Below are 25028 nucleotides of genomic sequence, written 5' to 3' on the forward strand. Positions count from 1 at the left end.
TATTGATTAAATTTAGCGCATTTTTGGTTGGATTAACATGAATAAACGCTAACCTGGGACGCCATTCAAAAAGCAGGCCTCATCGGCCGTGTCCGGTTCACCGAGCCGGTCGGGGTTCCAGGGCCGGCCGAGACCGTTTACCGAGGCGTTTGGGGTGTACAATCGCCGCTTTCACCACGTTGTCCTTGATCTGCAGCACTTCCACACGATGGCCACCCACCTTGAGGCAGACGTTGGTTTCCGGAATGTTTTCCAGGGTTTCGGTGATCAGGCCGTTCAGGGTTTTCGGTCCGTCGGTGGGCAGTTTCCAACCCAGGGTCTTGTTGATGGATCTGACGGCTGTACCGCCGTCGATGATATAGGTGCCGTTATCCTGTGGAATGATGTCTTGTGAGGTGGCGGAGTAATCGGTGGTGAACTCGCCCACAATCTCTTCAAGGATGTCTTCCAGTGTCGCCAGGCCCAGAACCTCTCCGTATTCATCCACCACGATGCCAAAGCGGCGCCGACCCTTCTGGAAATTGAGAAGCTGGGTGTTCAGGGGGGTGCTTTCCGGAATGAAATAGGGCTCCTGGCTTAGTTGCATCAGCATGGCCTTGTTGATTTCCGGCTCCTGCAGCAGTTTGGCGGCGCTGCGCAGGTGCAGAATGCCCTGAATGTTGTTGATGTCTCCCTTATACACCGGCAGGCGGGTGTGCTGGCTGCTTCTGAGCTGGCGCAGGATGGTGTCGGTGTCGTCTTCCAGGTCGATGCCCGCCACTTCGTTGCGGGGCACCATAATGTCGTTCACGGTCACTTTTTCCAGATCCAGTATGCCTACCAGCATGTCTTTATGCTTGGCGGGTATCAGCGCACCGGCCTCATTAACAACCGTTCTGAGCTCTTCCCGGCTCAGATGGTCCTCTGTGGCCTGGGCTGAAGATACGCCGAGTAGGCGCAAAATGCCGGTGGTGAACAGGTTGACGGCCCACACCAGCGGGTAGAGGATCTTCAACAGCGGCCTGAGTACGTAGCTGGCGGGAAAAGCAATTTTCTCCGGGAACAGGGCCGCCAGTGTTTTCGGGGTAACTTCGGCAAAGATCAGGATAACGATGGTGAGCAGTACGGTGGCGATAGCGATGCCGGCATCGCCCCAGATCCGGATGGCGATCACCGTGGCGATGGCCGAGGCAAAGATATTGACGAAGTTGTTGCCGATCAGGATAACGCCAATCAGCTGGTCGGTCCGGTTCAGGAGTTTCTGGGCGCGGCGTGCGCCTTTATGGCCGGTTTTCGCCATGTGTTTCAGGCGATACCGGTTGAGGGACATCATTCCCGTCTCTGAGCTTGAGAAGAAGCCCGACAGGATAATCAGGCCGACAAGAAGAATGAACAGCGCCGTCAGCGATGTTTCGTTCAAAAGAAAAGCCCTTATATTGACGACAAGAGTGGAAAATAGGGTGTGTTGGTTTGTGGTGTCAAGCGATTCGGGTGATCAGCCGCCTCTCTGGAACAGCAGTTCCAGCACGAATTTGCTGCCGTAGAATGCCAGCATGAGCAAGGCGCACCCTGCCAGAGTCCAGCGGCTGGCGGTCATTCCCCGCCAGCCTTTGGTGTAGCGGCCCACCAGCAGGCCAATAAAGACCATCAGGGAGAGCATGGAGAACAAGGTTTTGTGGGCCAGGTCCTGGGCAAACAGGTCTTCTATAAAGACTGCGCCGGTGACAATGGCCAGTACCAGCAGAACAACGCCCGCCCAGACCATTTCGAACAGCAGGGATTCCATGGTTTGCAGTGGCGGCAGGTTGCGGATCAGCAGGCTGTTGTAATTGTGTTTGAGCTGCCGGTTCTGGAAATACAGCAGTACCGCCTGAATGGCCGCCAGGGTGAACAGACTGTAGGCTGTCACTGAAAGCGCGATGTGCGACAGCATGCCATAGCTCTGGTCCGGCACAAGGCGGGAAGGGGTCTGGGTGATCAGTGTCATCACAATCGTCAGTGCCGCGATTGGGTAGGCCCCGAGGAACAGGCTTGCGACGGGCTTGGTCAGGTTCAGTCCCAATAACAAAAACACGATCAGCCAGGAAATGAGCACGGAACTTTTGAAAAAGCTCAAATCGAAGCCGCCATCCATGTGCACGGTCTGGGCAATCAGCAGGCCATGGCCAATCAGTGCCAGGATGCCAATCAGGGTGGTGATGGCCAGATTACTCTGTACCCGCCCCCTGAAATGCAGAGCCTGCAGGGCGGTTCCAACGCTGTAAAGAAAGAGTGCGGTAACCGCGAGAATCAGCGTTCCCATGACATCCTTAGTGTGTTGCCTTGTAATGAAAGCGGGCACGGAGTTGTTCAGAGGCTCCGTAGTCTGGGTATAATGTCGCGATTATGCAACAGGAATCAAGCAGCCTGGGCTGGCTTCTTGATTTGTGTGAACAATTTCTCCGGGGTACGGAAGAGCAACATGTTTGAGAACCTCCAGGACCGGCTATCCGGTAGCTTGCGCAAGATCTCCGGCCAGGCACGCCTGACCGACGACAACATCAAAGACACGCTTCGCGAAGTTCGTATGGCGCTGCTGGAAGCGGACGTCGCGCTGCCGGTAGTCAAGGATTTCATCGAAGGTGTCCGGCAGCGCGCTATTGGTCAGGAAGTCCAGCGCAGTCTCACGCCGGGCCAGGTGTTTGTAAAGGTTGTCCAGCAGGAGCTGGAGCGTGTGATGGGCGAGGGCAATGAATCCCTCAGCCTGTCTACCCGGCCGCCGGCGGTGATCATGATGGCTGGCTTGCAGGGGGCTGGTAAAACCACGACGGTCGCCAAGCTCTCCCGCTTCCTTAAAGAGCGTCAGAAAAAATCAGTGCTGGTGGTCAGTGCCGATATCTATCGGCCGGCGGCCATCCGGCAGCTGGAAACCCTGGCCGGTGAAGTGGGTGTCGAGTTTTTCCCCAGCACCACCGAACAGGACCCCGTGGACATTGCGAACGGGGCGATTGAGGCGGCGCGCCGCAAGCATATCGATGTGGTGATTCTCGATACCGCCGGGCGTCTGCACGTAGACGAGCAGATGATGGGTGAGATCGGTCGGCTGCATAAGGCCGTGAACCCGGTGGAAACCCTGTTCGTGGTTGACGCCATGACCGGTCAGGATGCCGCCAATACCGCCAAGGCGTTCAACGATGCCCTGCCGTTGACCGGTGTGGTGCTGACCAAGACCGATGGCGACGCCCGGGGCGGCGCGGCGCTGTCTGTACGCCATATCACTGGCAAGCCGATCAAGTTCCTGGGTGTTGGTGAGAAATCCGATGCCCTGGAGCCGTTTTATCCAGACCGTGTTGCGTCCCGCATTCTGGGGATGGGGGATGTGCTTTCCCTTATTGAGGAAGCAGAGCGCAAGCTGGATAAACAGAAGGCCGAGAAACTTACCAAAAAGATCAAGAAGGGTAAGGGCTTTGATCTGGAAGATTTCCGTGACCAGCTCCAGCAAATGAAAAATATGGGCGGCATTGGTGGCCTGCTGGATAAGTTGCCGGGCATGGGGCAGATGGCCCAGATGGCGCAGCAGCAGGTAAATGACAAGTCGGTTGGCCAGATGGAAGCCATCATCTGCTCCATGACGCCCAAGGAGCGCCGTTACCCGGATGTGATCAACAACTCCCGCAAACGCCGCATTGCCGCCGGCTCCGGTACCCAGATACAGGATGTGAATCGACTGCTGAAGCAGCACAAGCAGATGCAGAAGATGATGAAGAAATTTGGCAAGAAAGGCGGAATGGCCAACATGATGCGTGGTCTTGGTGGTATGATGCCGCCCGGCGGCGGTGGTGGTGGTGGCATGCCCCCGTTCGGCCGTATGTAAAAAGCCTTACATATAAAATGGGGAAACCGAGCGTTTCCCTGTTTTCATTGGCGCTTTTTTGGCATAGAATAGCGCCCCTTTCGAGTATGGGTCTTCTCGTCAGCCGCCAGTCGGCATGGTGAGAATCGTACAAAGTTCGTACAACAGAACAGGATATTGGTCGAAATGGTAACAATCCGTTTGGCTCGTGGCGGCTCCAAGAAGCGCCCGTTCTACCATCTGACAGTCACTGACAGCCGTAACTCCCGTGACGGCCGTTTCATTGAGCGTGTTGGTTTCTTTAACCCGGTTGCCCGCGGCCAGGAAGAGCGTCTGCGTGTAAATCGTGAGCGCGTTGATTTCTGGCTGGGCCAGGGCGCCCAGGCAAGTGATCGCGTTGCCCAGCTGCTCAAAACTGCTGGTTAATTGCACGTAAAGACCGGGGTTTGACAGGCATGACACAGCATCCACAGGAAACTGTGATCGGCCAGATCACCTCGGTGTTCGGGGTCAAGGGTTGGCTTAAAGTCTTCTCTTACACTGAGCCCCGGGAAGGGATACTCACTTATCGTGACTGGACTCTGGTTCTTGACGGTAAGCGTATCCCGGTAAAGCTTGAGGAAGGTCGCCGCCAGGGGCAGGGGATCGTCGTCAGGCTTAAAGGTATAGATGACCGTGAGCTGGCCCGCTCCTATGGCGGTGCCGAGATCCGGGTTCCAACCGAGCAGTTGCCGGAATTGCCTGAAGGGGAATTCTATTGGCACCAGCTGGAGGGGCTTGAAGTGTTCACGGTTGAAGGTGAGTGCCTGGGTAAGGTGCATCACCTGCTGGAAACAGGCTCCAACGATGTCCTGGTGGTGCGCGCAACGGCGAGCTCCATTGACCAGCGCGAACGGCTTATCCCCTATCTGCCTGATCAGGTGGTTCACGGGGTGGATCTGGACAACTCGCGCATGGTGGTCGACTGGGATCCGGAGTTCTGACGGGTGTGGATTGGCGCGGTCAGTCTGTTCCCGGATATGTTTTCTGCGGTGACGGATTACGGTATTACCGGCAGGGCAGTTCGTGAAGGGTTACTGACCTTCAGCTGCTGGAATCCCCGGGATTATACCCACGACCGACATCGCACGGTGGATGACCGGCCCTATGGCGGCGGCCCCGGAATGCTGATGAAAATTCAGCCCCTCCGGGATGCCATCCATGAGGCCAGGGCATCGGCACCCGGCAAGGCCTGTGTGGTCTACCTTTCGCCACAAGGTGAAAGGTTGGATCAGTCGGTGGTGGAGTCTCTGGCCGCCGAACAGCAGCTGATTCTCGTTGCCGGTCGTTATGAAGGCGTTGATGAGCGCCTGATATCGGCGGAAGTCGACCGGGAAGTGTCTCTGGGGGATTTTGTACTCTCAGGTGGCGAACTGGCGGCGATGGCTGTGATTGATGCGGTAACACGCCTCATCCCCGGAGCGCTGGGTCATGCGCAGTCAGCGGAGCAGGATTCCTTTGCTGACGGTTTGCTGGATTGTCCGCACTATACCCGGCCCGAGGTTTACGAAGGTCAGGCGGTGCCGGAAGTTCTTTTGGGCGGTCACCATGAACAGATCCGGCGTTGGCGATTGAAAGAATCGTTGAGGCGAACCCGGGAGCGACGCCCCGACCTGCTGGAAAAGCGGGTGCTTACGGAAGAAGAGCGTCAGCTTCTGGAAGAAATTTTGAACGAACCGGGTGTCTCTGAGTCATCAGGGCATTGAAAGATTGGGTATCAGGAGCATTACGATGAGCGGCAAGAACAACATCATCAGTCAACTTGAAGCAGAACAGATGACCAAGGAAATCCCTGCGTTCGCGCCGGGTGACACCGTGGTTGTTCAGGTTCGCGTAACTGAAGGTAACCGTGAGCGTCTGCAGGCGTTTGAAGGCGTGGTTATTGGCAAGCGCAACCGTGGCATGAACTCTTCCTTCACCGTTCGTAAGATCTCTTACGGCGTGGGCGTTGAGCGTACTTTCCAGACCTTCTCCAAGCTGATTGACAGCGTGAGCGTGAAGCGTCGTGGTGACGTGCGTCAGGCCAAGCTTTACTACCTGCGCGATCTGTCTGGTAAGGCAGCTCGTATCAAGGAAAAGCTTAACTGATTCAAGCCCCTGGCTAATCAGTTGCAAAAAAAGCAGCCTCGAGGGGCTGCTTTTTTTATGCTGTAATGCCTACAGGCAGCAAGTGAAGAGGTATAACCTTGCCCCGGCCAGACGATGAGCAACTGATAGCCCGGTTTTCCGATGCCATCTGGCTGGAAGACGGCTTGGGTGAGAAGACCCGTCAAGCCTACGCCAGCGATTTGTTCAGGCTGGCCGATTGGTTGCAGGCCCAGCCCGGTTCGCCAAAGCTCCGTGCTGCCCGGCGCACCGATCTGCTGGCCTGGATGTCGAGGGGGTTGGCGGATGGTATCAAAACCAGTACCGCGGCCCGGCGGTTGTCTGGCATTCGTCGTTTCTATCGTTTCCTGCTGCGTGAAGGTTTGATCGCCGAAGATCCGACGCTGAGAATCGACAGTCCGCGGTTGCCCAGGCGGCTGCCGGATACCCTGACAGAAGATGATGTAGATGCCTTGCTCACAGAGCCGGACCCACAGGAGCCGATTGAGCTGCGCGACCGGGCTATGCTGGAAATTCTATACGGTTGCGGACTGCGGGTGTCGGAGCTGACCGGGTTGACCGTTGATCAGGTCAATTTGCGCCAGGGGGTTGTTCGTATCAGTGGCAAGGGTGGTAAAGAGCGGTTGGTGCCGCTGGGCGAGGAGGCCGTGGACTGGTTGGTTCGGTACATGAAAGAGGCCCGCAACGAATTGTTGAAAGGCAAAAGTAGCGACGCCCTGTTTCCTGGTAATCGGGCCACGGCCATGACGCGCCAGACCTTCTGGCACAGAATCAAGCATTATTCCGTTCGTGCGGGCATTCGCAAGCCCATTTCACCGCATACCCTGCGACACGCCTTTGCCACGCACCTGCTCAATAACGGGGCCGATCTGCGGGTGGTGCAGATGTTGCTGGGACATTCCGATCTTTCCACGACTCAGATCTACACCCATGTGGCGCGTCAGCGGCTTCAGGATTTGCACCAGGCGCACCATCCCCGGGGTTAATCTGGTATGTTAGCCGGATGAACTTTTGCTGAGTGGCGGTGTCGCATCACAAGGTTTCGAAATTACAAACACAGAAGGTAAGTTAAACCGATGAATCTGAATATTGTGGCCGTTGTGGCGGGTCTGGTGATGTCACTGACCTGGGTTTCCGGGGCGAGTGCTGCCGACACCGAGGATCAAATTGCCAAGCGCCTGATGGATGCGGTGCCTGGTCTGAAAGTGACCTCGGTGCGGGAGTCTGAGGCGGCAGGCCTTTACGAAGTGCAAAGCAACAATGGCGACACCATTTACACCACGGCCGACGGTGTATACCTGCTGACCGGTGATCTGTTGAAGATTACCGACAACGGTATTGCCAACGTGTCAGAGGCGTCGCGGGCCGGGCAGCGGCAAGAGCAGATGGCGGCGTTTGCCGGCAAGGGTGTGATTACCTACCCGGCCAAGGGTGAGCAGAAGGCGGTGATTGATGTGTTTACCGACATTGATTGCCCCTACTGCCGGAAAATGCACGATGAAGTGCCGCAGTTAAACGAATACGGTATCACCGTGAACTACTACGGTTTCCCCCGTTCTGGCCCGGGAACCCCATCATTCAGAAAGTATGAGTCGGTCTGGTGCGCCGAAGATCAGCGGGAAGCAATGGACGCCGCCAAGGGTGGCAAGTCTGTGGCCCAGAAAACCTGTGATAACCCGGTTGAAGAACAGTACCGCCTGGGTGGTCAGGTAGGGGTCACCGGTACGCCGGCCATTCTTCTCGAAGACGGTAACATGGTCCGGGGCTACGTACCTGCGCGAAACCTGGCCGAAGGTCTCGGGATTCTGTAATTTTCCCCGGAGCTGTCGCACAGCTCCGACGTTTATCGTGTTAACTGCAACTGATTCGGGGCTTATTCAGAGGGCCCCGAATCGGTATACTATTGCCCTTTGTTGCAATCCATCAGCACCCCATCGGGATCAGAGGTGAGAGCTTGAAAGACGTTAATGTCGGAATTTGCGGACTGGGAACCGTTGGCGGCGGTACATTCAATGTCCTGACTCGCAATGCCGCGATTATTGCGGGGCGTGCGGGCTGCAATATCCGGATTACCCGGGTGGCCAGTCGCCATAGCCGGGATGACCTGGAGCTTGGCAGCGTTCCTTTCAGCACCGACATCTTCGATGTGGTGAATGATCCTGACATTGACATAGTGGTTGAGCTGATTGGTGGCTATGATGCCGCCAAAGAGCTGGTACTGGCCGCGATTGCCCAGGGCAAGCATGTGGTTACCGCCAACAAGGCGCTGATTGCCGTGCACGGTAACGAGATTTTTGAGGCGGCCGAGAAAGCCGGCGTTGTTGTCGCCTACGAAGCCGGCGTTGCCGGTGGTATTCCGGTGATCAAGGCGGTGCGTGAAGGCCTGGCGGCCAACCGCATCGACACCATTGCCGGCATCATCAACGGCACAGGTAACTACATCCTGACCGAGATGCGCGCAGGTCGTGAATTTGGTGAAGTGCTTAAGGAAGCTCAGGCCCTGGGTTACGCAGAGGCAGACCCGACCTTCGATGTGGAAGGTATCGATGCAGCCCACAAGCTTACCATCCTTGCAGCGTCAGGTTTTGGCGTTCCGCTGCAGTTCGAGAAAGCCTACACCGAAGGCATTTCCGGCATTACGCCTTACGACATTTCCCATGCCGAGCTGCTCGGCTATCGGGTAAAGCACCTGGGTATTGCCCGTCGCCGTGATGACGGTATTGAATTGCGTGTCCACCCAACGCTGGTGCCGCAAAGTCACCTGATTGCCCAGGTGGATGGCGTGCTCAATGCGGTGCTGGTAGACGGCGACGCAGTAGGGCAGACCATGTACTACGGCCCCGGTGCCGGTGACGAGGCCACAGCATCTGCGGTGATCGCAGACATTGTTGACGTGGCCCGCGCGGTTGCCAGCAACAGTCAGCAGCGTGTTCCCTATCTGGGCTTCCGCCCGGAGGCTCTGGAAGACCTGTCGGTCCTGCCAATGGAAGATGTGCAGTCGGCTTACTACCTGCGTATTCAGGCCTTTGACCATCCGGGTGTGCTGGCCAAGATTGCCGCGATCCTGAGTGAGCATGGCATCAACATCGAATCGATCATGCAGAAAGAGTCCGAATTCAAGGATGGACGCATCCCGGTCATCATCCTGACCCACACGGTTCAGGAACGCCAGATGAACCTGGCCATCGAGGAAATGGAAGCCCTGGCCGACATCGATGGCAAGGTTGTCCGTATTCGCGCTGAAAACTTTAACTGACAGGTACGCACGTGAGATACATCAGTACACGGGGTGAAGCGCCCGCTCTGGGCTTTGAAGACGTTCTTCTGACTGGCCTGGCCACAGACGGCGGCCTGTATGTGCCGGAATCACTGCCGCACTTCAGTGTGGAAGAAATCCGCAGCTGGCGTGGGCTCCCTTATGCAGAGCTGGCTTACAAGGTGATGTACCCGTTTGTCGAAGACGCCATTCCGGCGGATGATTTTCGCAAGATGCTGGGCGAAACCTACAGCGTATTCAGTCACCAGGCGGTCGCGCCCCTGGTGCAGCTGGACACCAATGAGTGGGTGATGGAACTGTTCCGGGGCCCCACGCTGGCGTTCAAGGACTTTGCCCTGCAGCTGTTGGGTCGACTGCTGGATTACGTCCTCGAGAAGCGCAAGCAGCACGTGGTGATCATGGGTGCCACCTCCGGTGACACCGGCTCTGCCGCCATCGAAGGGTGCCGCCGTTGCGAGCATGTGGATATCTTTATCCTGCATCCGTACCAGCGAGTATCGGAAGTACAGCGCCGGCAGATGACTACGGTGCAGGGTGACAACATCCATAACATCGCGGTCAAGGGGAACTTCGACGACTGCCAGCGCATGGTAAAAGAAAGCTTCGGCAACCAGTCATTCCTGGGTGGCAAAACCCAGTTGGCAGCGGTGAACTCCATCAACTGGGCGCGGATCATGGCCCAGATTGTTTACTACTTCCAAGCGTCCCTGGCCCTGGGTGGCCCGGATCGTAGCATGGCGTTCTCGGTACCCACCGGTAACTTCGGTGACATTTTTGCCGGGTACCTGGCCAAGAAAATGGGCCTGCCGATTGCCCAGCTGGTGATTGCCACCAACCGGAACGACATCCTGCATCGCTTCATGAGCGGCAACAAGTATGAGCAGCATCAGCTGGAGCACACTTTGTCGCCGAGCATGGATATCATGGTGTCCAGCAACTTCGAGCGCCTGCTGTTCGACCTGCACGGCCGTGACGGTGCGGCGGTGAAAGATCTGCTGGAGCGGGCAGCCAAGGGTCCGGTCAGCATCGAAGACTACCGCTGGAAGCACGCCCGCAAGCTGTTCGACAGCGACGCAGTGGACGACAAAACCACCTGCGACACCATTCGGGACATCTACGAGAAGAACGAATACCTGCTGGACCCGCACACTGCCATCGGCGTGCGCGCTGCCCGCAACTGCCGCCGCGACAGCACTGTGCCGATGATTACCCTGGGTACCGCCCACCCGGCCAAGTTCCCGGACGCCATCGCCGAGTCTGGCCTGGTTGTGAAGCCGCAACTGCCGGCCCACATGGCGGACCTGTTTGAGCGGGAAGAGCGCTACACCGTGCTGGATAACAACGTGTCCGAGGTGCAGGGCTTTATCGCCAAGCATTGGAAGAACGCCTGATCCGGCATGACTCCTAAAAAAATCCTGCGTCGTCCCCAGCCGTCAGACGTGACGGGCTGGGGGCAAAATCTGCCCCCCATCCTTCGCCGCCTGTACGCCGCCCGAGGTGTGCATTCCGACGACCAGCTCCAGTACACCCTGAAACACCTGGCGTCGCCCATGCAGTTGCGTGGCATAGATCGCGCGGTTGAACTGCTGGCCGAGGCCGTTGCCCAGAAGCAGCGGGTGATGGTGCTGGGGGATTTCGATGCCGATGGCGCTACCAGCACTGCCGTCGCCATGCTCGGGCTGTCCATGCTCGGTGTTGCAGCCATTGATTTCCGGGTGCCCAGCCGCTTCTCCGATGGCTACGGCCTGACTCCGGGCATCATTCACCGGTTACAGGACGAAGGCGACCTGCCTGATCTGATGGTGACCGTCGATAACGGTATTTCCGCCATCGAAGGCGTGCGCGCCGCCCGGGAACTGGGTATCAAGGTGGTCATTACCGACCACCACCTGGCCGGTGACGAACTGCCAGACGCCGACGCCATCGTTAACCCCAACCAGCCTGACTGTCCGTTCCTGAGCAAGAACGCCGCCGGTGTCGGCGTGATGTTCTACGTGCTCACCGCCCTGCGCAAGCACCTGCGGGACAACAATCTTTTGCCAGAATCGGAACCAAACCTTGGCAACCTGCTGGACCTGGTGGCCCTGGGTACTGTGGCAGACGTAGTGCCGCTGGATCACAACAACCGGATCTTTGTGGAGCAGGGCATCCGCCGCATTCGCAAGGGCGAAGCCCGACCGGGGATCCTGGCCCTGTTGGAAGTGGCGGGCCGTGACTATACCGAAATCAGCGCCACTGACCTCGGCTTCGTGGTTGGCCCGCGTCTGAACGCCGCCGGCCGGCTGGATGACATGAGCATCGGTATCGCCTGCCTGCTCGCCGACAGTCGCGATGAAGCCCTGCGCCTGGCTCGGGAGCTGGATAACTTCAACCGCGAACGTCGCACCATCGAAAAGGACATGAAAACACAGGCGCAGGACCTGCTTGCCTCCATGTCCCTGGACATTGAAGGCCTGCCCTGGGGCCTGGCCCTGTTCGACCAGGACTGGCACCAGGGCGTGATTGGCATCCTGGCCGCCAGAATCCGCGAACAGACTCATCGCCCCACCATCGCCTTCGCCCCCGATGATGACGGCGAACACCTCAAAGGTTCCGCCCGCTCCATCCCCGGCCTGCACATCCGCGATGCTCTGGCCGTGGTAGACGCGAAAAATCCAGGCCTGATGAAAAAATACGGCGGCCACGCCATGGCCGCCGGCATGACCATCGCCCGGGATGACCTGGAACGTTTTAGTAACGCCTTCGACCAGGCAGTGCGCGATACCCTGAAACCGGAAGACCTCGAAGCCGCCATCACCACCGACGGCCCCCTGACACCGGATGAGCTAAACCTGGACACCGCCTACCTGCTCAAACGGGCCGGCCCCTGGGGGCAGCACTTCCCCGAACCGCTGTTTGATGGTGAATTCCGGGTAGTGAGCCAGCGGATTGTTGGCGAGAACCATTTGAAACTGGTACTTCAGCCGGTTGAGGGCGGGGGCATTATTGATGGCATTGCCTTCAATACCGGGCCGGAAGTGCCGGACTTTACCCGGAGTGGCGCGCGGGTGGTTTATAAGCCGGATGCGAATACGTTTCGGGGGAGAACCAATCTTCAGCTGTTGGTGGATTATCTGGAGCCGTTAAGCTGAATCTGTTGACTCCCCGAATCAAGCTAGGGCGCCGTGCGGGGTAGGGCTTTCCGAGAGTGTCGAAAACAGGGATGTTTTCGTCAAGCGTACAGGGATGTATTCACCGCGTCTCTCGGAAAGCCCTACCTCGCACGGTGCTTACTCCAAGCCATGAATAGCTGATTTAACCCGTAAATTCCGGTAGAATCCGCCCTCTGTTTTTATCGCACCATTTTCCAAAGCGAGACAAGGTTTCATGGAAATTAATCCCATAGTGACGAAGATCAAAGAGCTTCGCGAGCGCACCGAAGCGCTGAGGGGGTATCTTTGACTACGATCAGCGAAGTGAACGACTGGTCGAAGTAGAACGGGAACTCGAGCTCCCCACCGTATGGGACGATCCCGAGCGAGCCCAGAACCTGGGTAAAGAACGCTCCGATCTTGAACTGATCGTCAAAACCATCGACAACCTCACCAACGGCCTGAGCGATGCCGAGAGTCTGCTCGACATGGCCGTGGAAGAGGATGATGAAGGCACCGTCGACGAAATTCAGGCCGACCTGGAAAGCCTCGATGGCGAGCTGGAAAAACTTGAATTCCGCCGCATGTTCTCCGGTGAAATGGACGCCAACAACGCCTATCTGGACATCCAGGCCGGCTCCGGCGGCACCGAAGCCCAGGACTGGGGCAACATGCTGCTTCGCATGTACCTGCGCTGGGCCGAGCGCCGTGGTTTCAAGGCCGAAATCGTCGAACTGCAGGAAGGTGAAGTGGCCGGCATCAAGAGCGCCACTATTCACATCCAGGGCGACTACGCCTACGGCTGGCTGCGTACGGAAACCGGCGTACACCGCCTGGTGCGCAAATCCCCGTTCGATTCCGGTAACCGTCGCCACACCTCCTTCTCTTCCGTGTTTGTGTCCCCGGAAGTGGATGACAGCTTTGAAATCGAAATCAACCCGGCGGACTTGCGGGTCGATGTGTACCGCGCATCCGGTGCCGGTGGTCAGCACGTTAACCGGACCGAATCCGCGGTGCGCCTGACCCACAACCCCACGGGCATTGTTGTTGCCTGCCAGGCTGGCCGAAGCCAGCACCAGAACAAAGACCAGGCCATGAAGCAGCTCAAGGCCAAGCTCTTTGAACTGGAAATGCAGAAGCGCAACGAAGAGAAACAGAAAGCCGAAGACTCCAAGTCTGACATCGGCTGGGGTAGCCAGATCCGTTCCTACGTGCTGGACGACAGCCGTATCAAGGACCTGCGCACCAAGGTGGAAACCAGCAACACCCAGTCGGTGTTGGATGGCGACATCGACAAGTTTATTGAAGCCAGTCTGAAGATGGCGCTGTAACCAGCGCCGTTCACCCACACCCGGACAATCCCGACTTCTTAGTGAGCCAACATGACTGAACACACCCAGAACGCTGCACAGCCCGAGGACAACAAGCTGATTGCCGAGCGCCGCGCCAAACTGGCAAACATGCGCGAGCAGGGCAATCCGTTCCCGAACGACTTCCGTCGCGATGCCACCGCTGCCGAGCTGCAGGAAAAATACGGTGACAAATCCAAGGAAGAGCTGGAGTCCCTGGGTATCAAAGTGGCGATTGCCGGCCGCATGATGCTCGACCGCAAGGCGTTCAAGGTGGTTCAGGATATGACGGGCCGTATCCAGATCTACGCCTCCAAGGATGTACAGAAAGACACCAAGCACTGGGACATGGGTGACATCGTGGGCGTGCGCGGTACTCTGTCGAAATCCGGCAAGGGCGACCTGTATGTCACCATGGACGAGTACGTGCTGCTGACCAAGTCCCTGCGCCCGTTGCCGGAGAAGCACAAGGGCCTGACCGACACCGAAGCCCGCTACCGCCACCGGTACGTGGACCTGATGGTGAACGAAGACAGCCGCCGCGTGTTCCACGCTCGCTCGAAGATCATCAACGCCATGCGCCAGTACTTCACCGACCGTGACTTCATGGAAGTGGAAACCCCCATGCTGCAGGTGATCCCCGGCGGCGCCACCGCACGTCCGTTTGTGACCCATCACAACGCCCTGGGCATCGACATGTACCTGCGGATTGCCCCGGAGCTGTTCCTCAAGCGCCTGGTGGTTGGTGGCTTTGAGCGAGTGTTCGAGATCAACCGCAACTTCCGTAACGAAGGGCTGTCCACCCGGCACAACCCCGAGTTCACCATGGTCGAGTTCTACCAGGCTTACGCCGACTACAACGACCTGATGGACCTGACCGAAGACATGCTGCGCACCATCGCCCAGAAAGTGCTGGGCACCACCACGGTGATCAACACCCGGGTGCTCAAGGACGGCAGCGAAGAAACCATCGAATACGATTTCGGCAAGCCGTTCGAGCGCCTGACCGTGGTTGACGCCATCCTGCGCTACAACCCGGACATTACCCGCGAGCAGCTGGCAGACGACGCGCAGGCCCGTGCCGTGGCGAAGAACCTGGGTATCCATGTGAAAGACATCTGGGGCCTGGGCAAGGTGCAGATCGAGATCTTCGAGGCGACGGCCGAGCACCGCCTGATGCAGCCAACCTTCATCACCGAATACCCGAAAGAGATCTCTCCACTGGCCCGCTGCAAAGACAGCGACCCGTTCGTGACCGAGCGCTTCGAGTTCTTCGTGGGTGGCCGCGAGATCGCCAACGGCTTCTCCGAGTTGAACGATGCCGAAGACCAGGCCGAACGCTTCCAGGCCCAGGTGGCAGAGAAAGACGCCGGCGACGACGAAGCCATGTTCTACGACGACGACTACGTCATGGCCCTGGAATACGGCCTGCCGCCGACCGCCGGCGAGGGCATCGGTATCGACCGCCTGGCCATGCTGCTGACCAACTCACCGTCCATCCGCGACGTGATCCTGTTCCCGGCCATGCGCCCCGAGCACAAAGCCGAACAGAAACCGGAAAGCGAGTAAGTCCATGCACCCTGCCGAGGCACTGGCTCAACAACTGAAGCCCGGTCGCGGCTGGGACCAGTGGCTGGCGGACGAGTTCCGCCAGCCCTACATGCTGCAACTGGCCGAATTCCTGGCCGCCCAAGAGCAGGCGGGCAAAGTACTGTTCCCGGAGCAAAGACACTGCTTCAACGCCCTGAACAGCACCCCTCTGAACCAGGTCAAAGTCGTCATCCTCGGCCAGGACCCCTACCACGGCCCCGGCCAGGCCCACGGCCTCTGCTTCTCCGTCCGCCCGGGCGTGCCCACGCCGCCGTCCCTGGTGAACATCTTCAAAGAAATCGAAACCGACCTGGCCATCACCCCGCCAGACCACGGCTGCCTGCAACCCTGGGCAGAACAGGGCGTATTACTCCTGAACGCGGTGCTCACCGTCGAACAGGGCAACGCTGGTGCGCACCAGAACAAGGGATGGGAGACCTTCACCGACAAAGTGATCGAAACCATCAACCGGGAGCGGGAGGGCGTGGTGTTTCTGCTCTGGGGCAGCTACGCCAGGAAGAAAGGCCGGCACATTGATCGCAATCGCCATCTGGTTCTGGAAGGACCGCACCCGTCACCGCTGAGTGCTTATCGAGGTTTTTTTGGTTGTCAGCACTTCTCGCAAGCTAATGACTGGCTGCAAAGGCAGGGAATAGCTCAAGTCGATTGGTCACTGCCGGATAGATTTCAGCTTATCCAGAGATATGCGAAGAGCTGAAGGCTCTCTGGTGAGTAGTCTTTGCGGCGGGGTTGAGCTCACGAAACCTTGCGGAGCCAGGGATGGCGGAGCAGAGCGTACAGGGAGGTATTCACAGCGTGTTTTGGGAGCTCAACCCCGCCGTAAAGACGGGCGTCAAGCTCCTTGCTTCCAGGCGTGATGTTGAAGCTTACTGAAGCAACGCCATCGCCGCTTCCATCTGAGCGTTGAGATCCTCCTCCTCGCTCATGTCGATATTCGGATCCAACCCCAAACGCCCAAAGGCGGGAATGGTATTCCAGTCCATCTCCGTCCACGGGTGATCTGTACCCGCCACCAGTTGCAGATTCGCCACCATCACCAGATCGGCATAATCCGCCGCCGGCACCTCGCGCTGGAAATTGGCATACTCCAGCGGCACATTCTGAAGATCACTCGGGAAATCCCACTTCTTGAGAATCAGCGCGCCAATGCGCGGGTGCAGCTGATCAATGACATTATCCAGCATGATACTACTGATCTGGATGTCCCTGTCCTCCACATAGCGCAGAATCGGCAGCACCCCAATCAGGTGCACAAGCCCCGCCAGCGTGGCCTGATCCGGTTTGAGCTTGGTGTAATGCTGGGCCAGAACGTGGCATACGCCGGCCACTTCAGTGCTGGTTTGCCAGGTGGCGCGCAGCCGCTTGTCGACCATGTCTGAGGTGGCCTGGAACATCTGCTCCATGGCCAGACCCATGGCCAGGTTGCTGGTGTAGGCCATGCCAAGGCGGCTGACCGCCATGTTCAGGTTTTCAATTGCGCGGCTACCCCGGAATAGCGGGCTGTTGCACACGCGGATAATCCGGGCAGAGAGGGCTGTGTCGTTACTGATGACCTTGACCAGGTCAGCGATGGCCGAGTCTTCGGACTCGGCGATGTCCCGAACCTGAAGCGCCACCTCCGGCAGCGTTGGCAGCACCAGTTTGTCGTTCTCAATGGCGTCGGTCAGGTCAGCCTTGATGGTATCTACAATGTTGGCCATGGTCAGTAACGTTCCGCTTGTCTGGGTGCGCTGCTCGCGCGCACGGGGTAAACCGGTATGTGGTTTAATTTATAGCAAATTTTTCCGGTTTTTCCTGTCAACTTATGTATCTGCCTGCGTTGCGGGCTGTTGCTCGGGCACCGGGTAAGGCAGAGGTTGCATGGTCACGGTCACCGTGTTCATGCCTTCCAGAGCCAGGGTGCCTTGCTGAGCGTCGTGCCGGATAACCGCCAGCATCTCACCAGCCTGTTCAGACGTGAGCTCTGCGTTAACTACCTCGCCAACGTTCTTGCCCTCGCTCAGTAGCCTGGTGCCCGGTTCCGGTGCAGTGTCGGAACCCTCAAAACGCAACCGGAACAGGCTCTTCTTGAGCTGCCCCAGAAAGTGCATTCTGGCGATCACTTCCTGACCGGTGTAGCAGCCCTTCTTGAAATGAACGCCTTGCAGGTGTTGCAGGTTGAGCATCTGCGGAACATAGGCTTCCCGGGTCTGGGCCGTTAGCCAAGGCACGCCGGCGGAAATACTGGAAGCGTTCCAGTGTGCGATGGATAACTCGGGCAGTTCCTCCGGCAGCGGTTGATCTCCCTCAAGCTGCCACCATTCGTAGCGGGCCGTCTGGTCACTGGTATCCTCGATTCGAATCAGGATTCCGGAACCGGTGGCCAGCGTCTGCCCCGGCCGGGAAAGCGATTCGGCTGCGTCTCCGCAGGCAGTGATAGCGGCGGGTTTACCGATCAGGCCAAGGATTCGGGCGGAAGGCAGCACGTCCATGCTGGTCCCACGAAACAGCATCAGGTACTTGCGGAGGTGGCTAAGGGTGTCATCCGCCAGCTCTGCATCCAGGTCCATCAACAGGTCCTGGTCGTGCCGTACCATGCGGGTTACGCAGTAAGCTCGTCCCTTGGGGGTGCAGGCGGTTGCCCGCAAAGACTGGGTCTGTGTCACCTCATCCACATGCTGGGAAAACTGGCCCTGGACAAACTTGTCGGCGCCGGCGCCGCTGATGCGCACCACCAGTCTGTTGGTGAGCTGTGTGTACCCGGCGTCAGACGAGTAGTGTGGCCGAGGGTTTTCCGTGGGGTTCATCGTGATCTCCATGTTGGGTCAGCGGAGTTCAGTGTGCGTTACGCGTATGGCCGATTCTCAGCCATACCCGCAGGCGTCGAAACTCATGCTCGGGAGCATTGGCTTGGAATGGCCCGATCTTGCCGGTAATCATTACCATGATGCTACCTGATCTGGAGTCTTGGGGGTGGAGTTTCAAGATCAGGCAGGACGCACCCAGGGTACTTGAGGCGCAGACCCGAACGGGTGTCTCATGGCCATCGCCGAACTGGCAGGTTATGCCGCCGCTGTCGGTGCGCAGGGACTTAAGGGCCTTGGGCCCGCGTAACAGGCCATAGCGCCGGAAGTTTCGCCAGGCGAAAGCGATTGTGACCGGCACTGCCATCAGTAACCAGAGGCTGGTTTCCAGTGCCGCACCAAGGGCAAAAGCGCTGAGAAGTAACCAGGGTGCACTGGCCAGCAGGCCCGCGATGCCGGAGGGGGATAGAGTCAGATCAATCCGGCTGGACACGGTTCAGGATGATGTCAACGATGCGCTGAAGATCCGGGTCTTCCGGCCGGCTGCGTTGCATGAACCATTCGAACATATCGGTGTCTTCGCAGCTCAGCAGTTTCTTGTATCGGGCCTGGTCGTCCGGCTCGAGATCCCGGTACGCTTCCTCCAGGAAGGGCAGCAGCAGAACATCCAGTTCCAGCATGCCCCGGCGGCTGTGCCACCACAGGCGGTGAAATTCGGTATGGTCGTTGGACGCATTGGTGTCTGACATAGTCGGTTGCCTTGAAAAAGAGTGGAGTCTCCCTGTCAGCCCGTCAGGGAGACAGCGTGCGATAAGTGGTGGGTACCAGAACCGTGTCTTGCGGATCGTTCAGCAGGCCCGGGTAGTCCAGTGTGTAATGCAGGCCGCGGCTTTCCTTTCGCTGCAGGGCCGAGCAGATGATCAGGTCGGAAACCGTCACCAGGTTACGCAGCTCGATCAGGTCATTGGTAACCCGGTAATTGCTGTAGAACTCGCCGATCTCCCGGGACAGCAGATCCACCCGGTGCTTGGCCCGCTGCAGACGTTTGGTGGTGCGCACAATTCCCACGTAGTCCCACATGAAATGACGTAATTCGTCCCAGTTGTGAGAAATCACAACGTCTTCATCGGAGTCCCGTACCTGGCTTTCATCCCAGTCCGGTGCGATGGGCGGCTCCGGTATGTCGGATTCCCGCCGGGCGATGTCAGCGGCGGCAGCGCGGCCGTACACCAGGCATTCCAGCAGGGAGTTGCTGGCCATGCGGTTGGCACCGTGCAGGCCGGTGAAGGCAGCTTCGCCCACCACATACAGCTGGTTGATGTCGGTGCGAGCCCGTTCGTCGCTGACAATGCCGCCGCAGGTGTAATGGGCGGCCGGCACCACCGGAATGGGCTCCCTGGTGATGTCGATGCCAAACTCCCGACACTTTTCATAAATGGTGGGGAAGTGGTGCTTGATGAAATCCGCCGGTTTGTGGCTGATGTCCAGGTACAGATGGTCGGCACCCAGGCGTTTCATTTCATGGTCGATGGCCCGGGCGACGATATCCCGGGGCGCCAGTTCGGCACGTTTGTCGAACCGGTCCATGAATCGGCTGCCGTCTGGCAGTTTCAGCACGCCGCCTTCGCCACGAACCGCTTCGGTAATCAGAAACGATTTGGCATGTGGATGGTACAGGCAGGTGGGGTGAAACTGGTTGAATTCCATGTTGGCCACCCGGCACCCGGCCCGCCAGGCCATGGCGATGCCGTCGCCGGATGCACCGTCCGGATTGGTGGTGTAGCGGTAGGCCTTGGAGGCGCCGCCGGTGGCAATCACGGTAAACCGGGCGCGGAACAGTTCTACGTGGTTATCTTCCAGGTTCAGTATGTAGGCGCCTACGCATCGGTTGCCTGGCAGGGCGAGTTTGCGGTTGGTGATCAGGTCCACCGCCACCCGGCCCGCTTTAAGGTCAATATTCGGGCGAGCCTGTGCCTGGCTGGCGAGTGTGGTCGACACCGCATGACCAGTGGCGTCGGCGGCATGGATGATGCGCCGGTGGCTGTGGCCACCTTCGCGGGTCAGGTGGTAGTCTTCGCTGTCATCCTGGCGGGTGAACTTTACGCCCGAATCAATCAGCCACTGGATGCTCTCTTTACTGTGCTCCACGGTAAAGCGCACGGCATCTTCGTGGCACAGACCGCCGCCGGCGTTGAGGGTATCCAGGATATGGTTTTCAACGGAGTCGGCATCATCAATCACCGCAGCAATGCCGCCCTGGGCCCAGAGTGTGGCGCCGGAGCTGATGTCTGCCTTGCTGACCACGCACACGCTGAGGTGCTCTGGCAGATTGAGCGCTACGGTCAGACCGGCAGCGCCGCTGCCGATAATGAGAACGTCGTATTCGAAGGACTGTGGCATTGAGTCGTTATCGCGGGCCATAATGTGGACGTGTATTGAACTAAACTTTACGCTTGCTGTCTATTTGGCCTGATGGATAAGCCGCCCGCCGGTTGCTGTCCAGGACCATGGGTTCATGATCGAACGCCGGAAGAGCCGAATGACACAAGCAGCAAATCTTATCAAGGCCACTCCGTTGGCTACCAAGACAGGACATTCTGTTACGTCGTCCATGACTCCTGATAACGACTGGAAACCGGGTGAGCAGACCGACAGTCAGACGGATCTGCAGTTGGTGCGCAAGGTTCGCAATGGCGATCGTGCGGCCTTTGATCTGCTTGTGGTCAAGTATCAGTCGCGGGTGGCCTCCATCATCAGTCGATACGTCTACGACAGCCAGGAAGTAATGGACCTGACCCAGGAAACCTTTGTCAAAGCGTTCCGGGCGGTCGAGCGGTTCCGTGGCGACAGCGCGTTCTACACCTGGCTGTACCGGATTGCCGTTAACACCGCCAAGAACTATCTGGAAGCCCGTGGTCGCCGGCCGCAGGGCTCGGCGGACTCAGCAGACGCAGAGAATTTTGACGATGGTGGTCGGCTGCGGGATGTCGCTTCTCCCGAGCGGCTGTTGCAGCGGGAGCAGCTGCAAAAAGCACTTTCGGAAGCAATAGCAGGCCTGCCTGAGGAACTTCGTTCCGCTTTTCTGCTCAGGGAATATGATGGCCTGAGTTATGAGGATATCGCCCGGATTCTGGAATGCCCGATCGGAACCGTTCGGTCGCGGATATTCAGGGCCCGGGATGCAGTGGACCGGCACTTGGGTCCCTTGCTCAATCATTCAGTGACGTAAATGAGGTTGCATCCGATGGATGAGCGTCTCAGAGAAACCCTGTCCGCGATGATGGACGACGAAGCAGATGAACTATCGGTTCGTCGCCTGTTGTCTCATGGTAATCAGGATGAGGTCAGGAACCAGTGGCAACGCTGGCAACAGGTTCGTGACCTCATGCATGAAAGTCATGGCCCTGAAGAGAGCGTCGATGTGGCGGTGGCTGTCCGTGAGGCTCTCGATGGTCACGTACGCCCTGAACCTTCAAGGCTCAAGACTCAGGTTGCCGCAGGCTCCTACTGGCGATGGCCGGTGGCGGCGATGGTCGTTATGGCTCTGGTCATTGGATTTGGCGCCGGCGCCGGATGGGATGGGCAAACCCAGGAGCCGGTGGCTGCGGTGGCAGTGACCGAGCTGTCTGATGAGGATGCACTGGCTTTATCTGCCAGTGTCGAGGAAGTTGCCTTGCAGCGTCTGGACGAAGATCAGCTTAAGCAGATGCGCCAGTTTATGCTCGAACACGCGCAGCACAACAGTGTCGGCGCAGGCCGGGGGTCTGTTGGTTATGCCCGGCTGGTGAGTGCCAGCAGTGGCTACTGACGTTGGGGAACGGCCGATGAAGTGGGTGGTGAGCAGCCTGGTGTCCCTAAGCCGAAGCGTGTTCGCCGGTGTGCTTGCCGGAGTGTTGATCATGCTGCCTGCTCACGGAGCCAATGCTGAGACGAGCAACAAACCTGTTTCTGCAGATCCCGCTGATGCGATGTCGTGGCTGGAGCGCCTGGGGCCGGCTTTGAACATGACCTCTTACCGAGGTGTTTTCGTCTATGCCCGTGGGGATCAGGTCCATTCCATGAAGATTGCCCATCGTTTTCGGGATGGCCAGGTGGAAGAGCGACTGGTCATGCAGGATGGTGGCAGTGGCGAGATTGTTCGTAAAGGCATGAATGTGGTTTGTGTGCTCCCTGACCGTGGTCGGGTGAGCCTTAACGAAGTGATTCCTTCCGGCCCGTTTGCCGAGGCGTTCACCAGTCAGCTGATGCCGTTTGGGCAATGGTATCGCTCAGAGCTGGCGGGTGAAGATCGCATCGCCGGTTATGATGTGGTGACCATTGCGTTAACCGCCCGTGATGACGAGCGATACAGCCATCGGCTGTGGATGGAAAAAGACACCGGCTTGCTGGTTAAGAGCCAGGTGCGCGATGGTGATGGCGAAGTGCTGGAGCACTTTCAGTTTACCAGTCTCGAAATTACCGATGAGATCGCCGACGAGGAGCTGGAAATACAGACCCAGGGGCGCGAAATAACCCGCACGCTGGCGACCAGAGACCCTCAGCAATCGGTGGTCGGCCGCATGAGCGGCTGGACTCTCAACTGGCGGCCCGAGGGCTTTGTGCCAGCGGCCGCGCCGCGGTCTGGCAAGGGCAAAGCCGTCGCTTTCTCGGATGGCCTGGCAGCGTTTTCGGTGTTTGTCGAACCGGTTGGCCAGTTGAAAATGCCGACAGGGGCCTCGCGGGTGGGGGCAACCACTATATACATGCGCGAGATCCTGGTCGCCGACAGACCGTTCCTGGTTGCCGTGGTGGGCGAGATTCCCCCGCGTACTGCCCGGAAAGTGGCGGATGCCGTTGAAATAGATGACGCCCTGGCCCTGGAGTTATCAGGGCTGTGATCACCGAGACCGGCAAGGTGGTGGCCCTGAGTGGCGATAGCGTCTGGGTGCAAACCATCCGTACCAGCGCTTGTCAGAGCTGTTCCGCCAGAGCTGGTTGTGGTCAGCGGGCACTGGCCAAAGTTTCCGGGGGGCGCGCGAATCAGATTCTGGTGGCGAATAGCTTGGGTGCCAGGGTTGGTGATGAAGTGGTGATCGGTATTGATGAACAGTCCCTGTTGACAGCATCGTTGGCTGTGTATGGTGCTCCGTTGCTGCTGATGGTGTTGGCCAGTATTGTTGGTTACCGATGGTTTGGCGGCACCGATGCCGCGGCCATCGCGGGCGCCCTGGCAGGGCTCGGGGCGGGATTCTGGTGGGTGCGTCGATGGCAGCGCCGGGGTGGAGATCGATACCAGCCGCGGCTGATCAGAGTGAACAGTGCTCATTCCGTGACATGTCTGTGAATCCTACCGTTTTGTAAGTTGAAAAACGGGTTGCCGGCCCCAGAATTACAGCGTAATTACAAGCAGAACAGGGGGTTCCACATGCCGAGATCAAACACAGAGGTTGCCCGTCTGGCTCCGGTCCGGAGCGCAGGACACTACTGGGCGGCCTTACTGATGCTTTCCGTCATGGTTTCAGTTTTCTGGAGCCAATCCCTCGCCGCGCGCGGCTTGCCGGACTTTACCGAACTGGTTGAAGAGAACTCCAGCGCGGTAGTGAATATCAGCACCACAAGTGAACCACGTAATCAGGGCTCCCGTTTCCAGGGTTCGCCGTTCGATGAACGGCAGCTCGAGCAGTTGCCGCCGTTCCTGCAGGAATTTTTCCGTGGCCCGCAATCGCCATTCGGCGGCTCGCCCCGTTCGCAGCAGCCCCAGCGCTCCATGGGTTCTGGTTTCATTGTGTCAACAGATGGATATGTACTCACCAACAACCATGTAGTGGAAGGTGCTGACGAGGTCATCGTGCGGTTGAACGACCGTCGTGAGTTTCAGGCCACCATTGTTGGCACTGACCCCCGTTCAGACATGGCCGTGCTGAAGATCGAGAACGGTGAGGATCTGCCCGTGGTCAAGGTGGGGCGTTCACGTGACCTCAAGGTGGGCGAATGGGTGTTTGCCATCGGTTCTCCGTTCGGTTTTGACTACACGGTTACGGCAGGCATTGTCAGCGCCCTTGGCCGTTCATTGCCCTCCGAAAACTACGTGCCATTCATTCAGACAGACGTGGCAATCAACCCCGGCAACTCCGGTGGGCCACTGTTTAATCTTGATGGTGACGTAGTGGGTATCAACTCCCAGATCTATACCCGCTCTGGCGGTTTCATGGGGGTTTCTTTCGCCATTCCCATTGACGATGCGATGAACGTATTCAACCAGATCCGGGACAAGGGCAGCGTTGCGCGGGGCTGGCTTGGTGTGTTGATTCAGGAAGTAAACCGGGACCTGGCGGAATCTTTTGGCCTGAAACGCCCGAGGGGCGCGCTGATTGCGGAAGTCATGCAGGGGTCGCCGGCTGAGAAGGGAGGCCTGGAATCCGGAGATATCGTGCTGGAATACAACAGCGAGCCGGTTCAGTTGTCATCAGACCTGCCGCCGCTGGTGGGCCGGACGCCGGTGGGCGAATCGGCCCGGCTGACGGTACTGCGGGGTGGTCGGGAAATTGAGTTGGATGTGACCATCGGCCGCTTGCCGGAAGATGGCGATGACAGTTCAGACCCCGTGGTTGGTGAAAACAATGCGCCGTCACAGGACCCGCTGGGCCTGGCGGTAGAATCCCTGACGCCGGAGCAGGCCAGTGCCGCCGGTGTTCAGGGCGGCGTGCTGGTGACCCGGGTAGGCCAGGGGCCGGCAGCGGAAGCCGGGATTCGTTCCCGGGACATCATCACCGAGATTAACCGCGAACAGGTGCGCTCAGTGGAGGATTTCCGGAACGCCACCCGCAAGCTGCCGTCTAACCGGGCGGTTTCGGTCAGAATCGTCCGCCAGGGTCGTGCCATCTATCTGGTGATGAAGCCCTGACACCATAGAAAACAGGCGTTTCGCAAGCCCCCGGTGTC

General features: G+C 58.5%; 25 protein-coding genes. 18 read left to right on the top strand and 7 right to left on the bottom strand.

The annotated features are described in order from the left end of the window. Window positions 1-97: 97 nt before the first annotated feature. Window positions 98-1399 carry an HlyC/CorC family transporter gene (locus FIV08_RS04410; RefSeq protein ID WP_152437465.1) on the bottom strand — a complete coding sequence of 434 codons (1302 nt, stop codon included), beginning with the start codon at window positions 1397-1399 and terminating at the stop codon, window positions 98-100. A gap of 75 nt (window positions 1400-1474) precedes the next feature. Continuing rightward, window positions 1475-2281 (bottom strand): cytochrome C assembly family protein, encoded by an 807-nt coding sequence (locus FIV08_RS04415; RefSeq protein ID WP_152437466.1) that lies wholly within the window; start codon window positions 2279-2281, stop codon window positions 1475-1477. Window positions 2282-2440: 159 nt separating this feature from the next. On the opposite strand from FIV08_RS04415, the gene ffh reads away from it, so the two are divergent. The 13 genes from ffh to ung all read left to right on the top strand — a co-directional run bounded on the left by ffh (window position 2441) and on the right by ung (window position 16021). Further along, window positions 2441-3832, top strand: a complete 1392-nt coding sequence (gene ffh / locus FIV08_RS04420; protein WP_152437467.1) for a signal recognition particle protein — start codon at window positions 2441-2443, stop codon at window positions 3830-3832. Window positions 3833-3997: 165 nt separating this feature from the next. Beyond that, window positions 3998-4237 (top strand): 30S ribosomal protein S16, encoded by a 240-nt coding sequence (gene rpsP / locus FIV08_RS04425; protein ID WP_058091782.1) that lies wholly within the window; start codon window positions 3998-4000, stop codon window positions 4235-4237. A gap of 29 nt (window positions 4238-4266) precedes the next feature. Further along, complete coding sequence (gene rimM / locus FIV08_RS04430; RefSeq protein WP_152437468.1) at window positions 4267-4794, top strand: ribosome maturation factor RimM; 528 nt, start codon at window positions 4267-4269, stop codon at window positions 4792-4794. A 3-nt stretch (window positions 4795-4797) separates the two neighbouring features. Then, a complete protein-coding gene (gene trmD, locus FIV08_RS04435; RefSeq protein ID WP_152437469.1) occupies window positions 4798-5556 on the top strand; it encodes a tRNA (guanosine(37)-N1)-methyltransferase TrmD in 759 nt (252 codons plus the stop codon). A gap of 25 nt (window positions 5557-5581) precedes the next feature. After that, window positions 5582-5938, top strand: a complete 357-nt coding sequence (gene rplS / locus FIV08_RS04440; protein WP_022988899.1) for a 50S ribosomal protein L19 — start codon at window positions 5582-5584, stop codon at window positions 5936-5938. A gap of 98 nt (window positions 5939-6036) precedes the next feature. Continuing rightward, a complete protein-coding gene (gene xerD, locus FIV08_RS04445; protein ID WP_152437470.1) occupies window positions 6037-6942 on the top strand; it encodes a site-specific tyrosine recombinase XerD in 906 nt (301 codons plus the stop codon). Window positions 6943-7032: 90 nt separating this feature from the next. Further along, the gene (locus FIV08_RS04450) at window positions 7033-7767 is read left to right on the top strand and encodes a thioredoxin fold domain-containing protein (protein WP_152437471.1); all 735 of its coding nucleotides are present in this window, start codon (window positions 7033-7035) and stop codon (window positions 7765-7767) included. Between the two features lie 143 nt (window positions 7768-7910). Then, window positions 7911-9212, top strand: a complete 1302-nt coding sequence (locus tag FIV08_RS04455) for a homoserine dehydrogenase (RefSeq protein WP_152437472.1) — start codon at window positions 7911-7913, stop codon at window positions 9210-9212. A gap of 11 nt (window positions 9213-9223) precedes the next feature. Next, window positions 9224-10624 (top strand): threonine synthase, encoded by a 1401-nt coding sequence (gene thrC / locus FIV08_RS04460; protein ID WP_152437473.1) that lies wholly within the window; start codon window positions 9224-9226, stop codon window positions 10622-10624. A 6-nt stretch (window positions 10625-10630) separates the two neighbouring features. Then, complete coding sequence (gene recJ / locus FIV08_RS04465; protein ID WP_152437474.1) at window positions 10631-12364, top strand: single-stranded-DNA-specific exonuclease RecJ; 1734 nt, start codon at window positions 10631-10633, stop codon at window positions 12362-12364. 235 nt (window positions 12365-12599) lie between these two features. After that, window positions 12600-13695 (top strand): peptide chain release factor 2 gene (gene prfB / locus FIV08_RS04470; RefSeq protein ID WP_152437475.1). Its coding sequence is split into 2 segments (ribosomal slippage): window positions 12600-12671 and window positions 12673-13695, totalling 1095 coding nucleotides; the frame shifts between segments, so codons are not numbered across the junction. A gap of 51 nt (window positions 13696-13746) precedes the next feature. After that, a complete protein-coding gene (gene lysS / locus FIV08_RS04475) occupies window positions 13747-15282 on the top strand; it encodes a lysine--tRNA ligase (protein ID WP_152437476.1) in 1536 nt (511 codons plus the stop codon). Window positions 15283-15286: 4 nt separating this feature from the next. Next, window positions 15287-16021, top strand: a complete 735-nt coding sequence (gene ung / locus FIV08_RS04480) for a uracil-DNA glycosylase (RefSeq protein WP_152437477.1) — start codon at window positions 15287-15289, stop codon at window positions 16019-16021. 169 nt (window positions 16022-16190) lie between these two features. Here the strand turns inward: ung and FIV08_RS04485 are convergent, their stop codons facing one another. The 5 genes from FIV08_RS04485 to nadB form a co-directional block, all read right to left on the bottom strand. Beyond that, entirely contained in the window at window positions 16191-17024 is an 834-nt protein-coding gene (locus FIV08_RS04485; RefSeq protein ID WP_058091731.1) for an HDOD domain-containing protein, read from the bottom strand. 102 nt (window positions 17025-17126) lie between these two features. Beyond that, entirely contained in the window at window positions 17127-18110 is a 984-nt protein-coding gene (locus tag FIV08_RS04490) for a YgfZ/GcvT domain-containing protein (protein WP_172972246.1), read from the bottom strand. Window positions 18111-18138: 28 nt separating this feature from the next. After that, window positions 18139-18600 (bottom strand): hypothetical protein, encoded by a 462-nt coding sequence (locus FIV08_RS04495; RefSeq protein WP_152437479.1) that lies wholly within the window; start codon window positions 18598-18600, stop codon window positions 18139-18141. Further along, a complete protein-coding gene (locus FIV08_RS04500) occupies window positions 18584-18856 on the bottom strand; it encodes a succinate dehydrogenase assembly factor 2 (protein ID WP_061332284.1) in 273 nt (90 codons plus the stop codon). The genes FIV08_RS04495 and FIV08_RS04500 overlap by 17 nt, the downstream gene beginning before the upstream one ends. Window positions 18857-18899: 43 nt before the next feature. Then, window positions 18900-20507, bottom strand: coding sequence for an L-aspartate oxidase (gene nadB / locus FIV08_RS04505; RefSeq protein ID WP_216646171.1), 1608 nt, complete (start codon window positions 20505-20507; stop codon window positions 18900-18902). A 139-nt stretch (window positions 20508-20646) separates the two neighbouring features. Here nadB and rpoE point away from each other — a divergent pair, with 139 nt between their 5' ends. From rpoE to FIV08_RS04530, 5 genes are all read left to right on the top strand, one after another. Continuing rightward, the gene (rpoE, locus tag FIV08_RS04510; protein WP_061332282.1) at window positions 20647-21336 is read left to right on the top strand and encodes an RNA polymerase sigma factor RpoE; all 690 of its coding nucleotides are present in this window, start codon (window positions 20647-20649) and stop codon (window positions 21334-21336) included. A gap of 15 nt (window positions 21337-21351) precedes the next feature. Beyond that, window positions 21352-21915: a sigma-E factor negative regulatory protein gene (locus FIV08_RS04515; RefSeq protein WP_152437481.1), complete on the top strand. Its 564-nt coding sequence runs from the start codon at window positions 21352-21354 to the stop codon at window positions 21913-21915. A gap of 16 nt (window positions 21916-21931) precedes the next feature. Next, a complete protein-coding gene (locus FIV08_RS04520; protein WP_152437482.1) occupies window positions 21932-22984 on the top strand; it encodes a MucB/RseB C-terminal domain-containing protein in 1053 nt (350 codons plus the stop codon). Further along, complete coding sequence (locus tag FIV08_RS04525) at window positions 22981-23430, top strand: SoxR reducing system RseC family protein (protein ID WP_152437483.1); 450 nt, start codon at window positions 22981-22983, stop codon at window positions 23428-23430. The genes FIV08_RS04520 and FIV08_RS04525 overlap by 4 nt, the downstream gene beginning before the upstream one ends. Window positions 23431-23586: 156 nt before the next feature. Further along, on the top strand, window positions 23587-24990 hold the full coding sequence (locus FIV08_RS04530) for a DegQ family serine endoprotease (protein WP_228715535.1): 1404 nt from the start codon (window positions 23587-23589) through the stop codon (window positions 24988-24990). Window positions 24991-25028: the final 38 nt, after the last annotated feature.

Origin of the sequence: Marinobacter sp. THAF197a (genome assembly GCF_009363275.1) — a bacterium.
In the GTDB taxonomy this organism is placed as follows: domain Bacteria; phylum Pseudomonadota; class Gammaproteobacteria; order Pseudomonadales; family Oleiphilaceae; genus Marinobacter.

Bases quoted from the DNA above. Each gene is read 5' to 3' on its own strand.
- FIV08_RS04415 (WP_152437466.1), bottom strand. From the start codon at position 2,281: ATGGGAACGCTGATTCTCGCGGTTACCGCACTCTTTCTTTACAGCGTT.
- ffh (WP_152437467.1), top strand. From the start codon at position 2,441: ATGTTTGAGAACCTCCAGGACCGGCTATCCGGTAGCTTGCGCAAGATC.
- rpsP (WP_058091782.1), top strand. From the start codon at position 3,998: ATGGTAACAATCCGTTTGGCTCGTGGCGGCTCCAAGAAGCGCCCGTTC.
- rimM (WP_152437468.1), top strand. From the start codon at position 4,267: ATGACACAGCATCCACAGGAAACTGTGATCGGCCAGATCACCTCGGTG.
- rplS (WP_022988899.1), top strand. From the start codon at position 5,582: ATGAGCGGCAAGAACAACATCATCAGTCAACTTGAAGCAGAACAGATG.
- FIV08_RS04450 (WP_152437471.1), top strand. From the start codon at position 7,033: ATGAATCTGAATATTGTGGCCGTTGTGGCGGGTCTGGTGATGTCACTG.
- recJ (WP_152437474.1), top strand. From the start codon at position 10,631: ATGACTCCTAAAAAAATCCTGCGTCGTCCCCAGCCGTCAGACGTGACG.
- lysS (WP_152437476.1), top strand. From the start codon at position 13,747: ATGACTGAACACACCCAGAACGCTGCACAGCCCGAGGACAACAAGCTG.
- ung (WP_152437477.1), top strand. From the start codon at position 15,287: ATGCACCCTGCCGAGGCACTGGCTCAACAACTGAAGCCCGGTCGCGGC.
- FIV08_RS04485 (WP_058091731.1), bottom strand. From the start codon at position 17,024: ATGGCCAACATTGTAGATACCATCAAGGCTGACCTGACCGACGCCATT.
- FIV08_RS04490 (WP_172972246.1), bottom strand. From the start codon at position 18,110: ATGAACCCCACGGAAAACCCTCGGCCACACTACTCGTCTGACGCCGGG.
- FIV08_RS04500 (WP_061332284.1), bottom strand. From the start codon at position 18,856: ATGTCAGACACCAATGCGTCCAACGACCATACCGAATTTCACCGCCTG.
- nadB (WP_216646171.1), bottom strand. From the start codon at position 20,507: ATGCCACAGTCCTTCGAATACGACGTTCTCATTATCGGCAGCGGCGCT.
- rpoE (WP_061332282.1), top strand. From the start codon at position 20,647: ATGACACAAGCAGCAAATCTTATCAAGGCCACTCCGTTGGCTACCAAG.
- FIV08_RS04515 (WP_152437481.1), top strand. From the start codon at position 21,352: ATGGATGAGCGTCTCAGAGAAACCCTGTCCGCGATGATGGACGACGAA.
- FIV08_RS04520 (WP_152437482.1), top strand. From the start codon at position 21,932: ATGAAGTGGGTGGTGAGCAGCCTGGTGTCCCTAAGCCGAAGCGTGTTC.
- FIV08_RS04530 (WP_228715535.1), top strand. From the start codon at position 23,587: ATGCTTTCCGTCATGGTTTCAGTTTTCTGGAGCCAATCCCTCGCCGCG.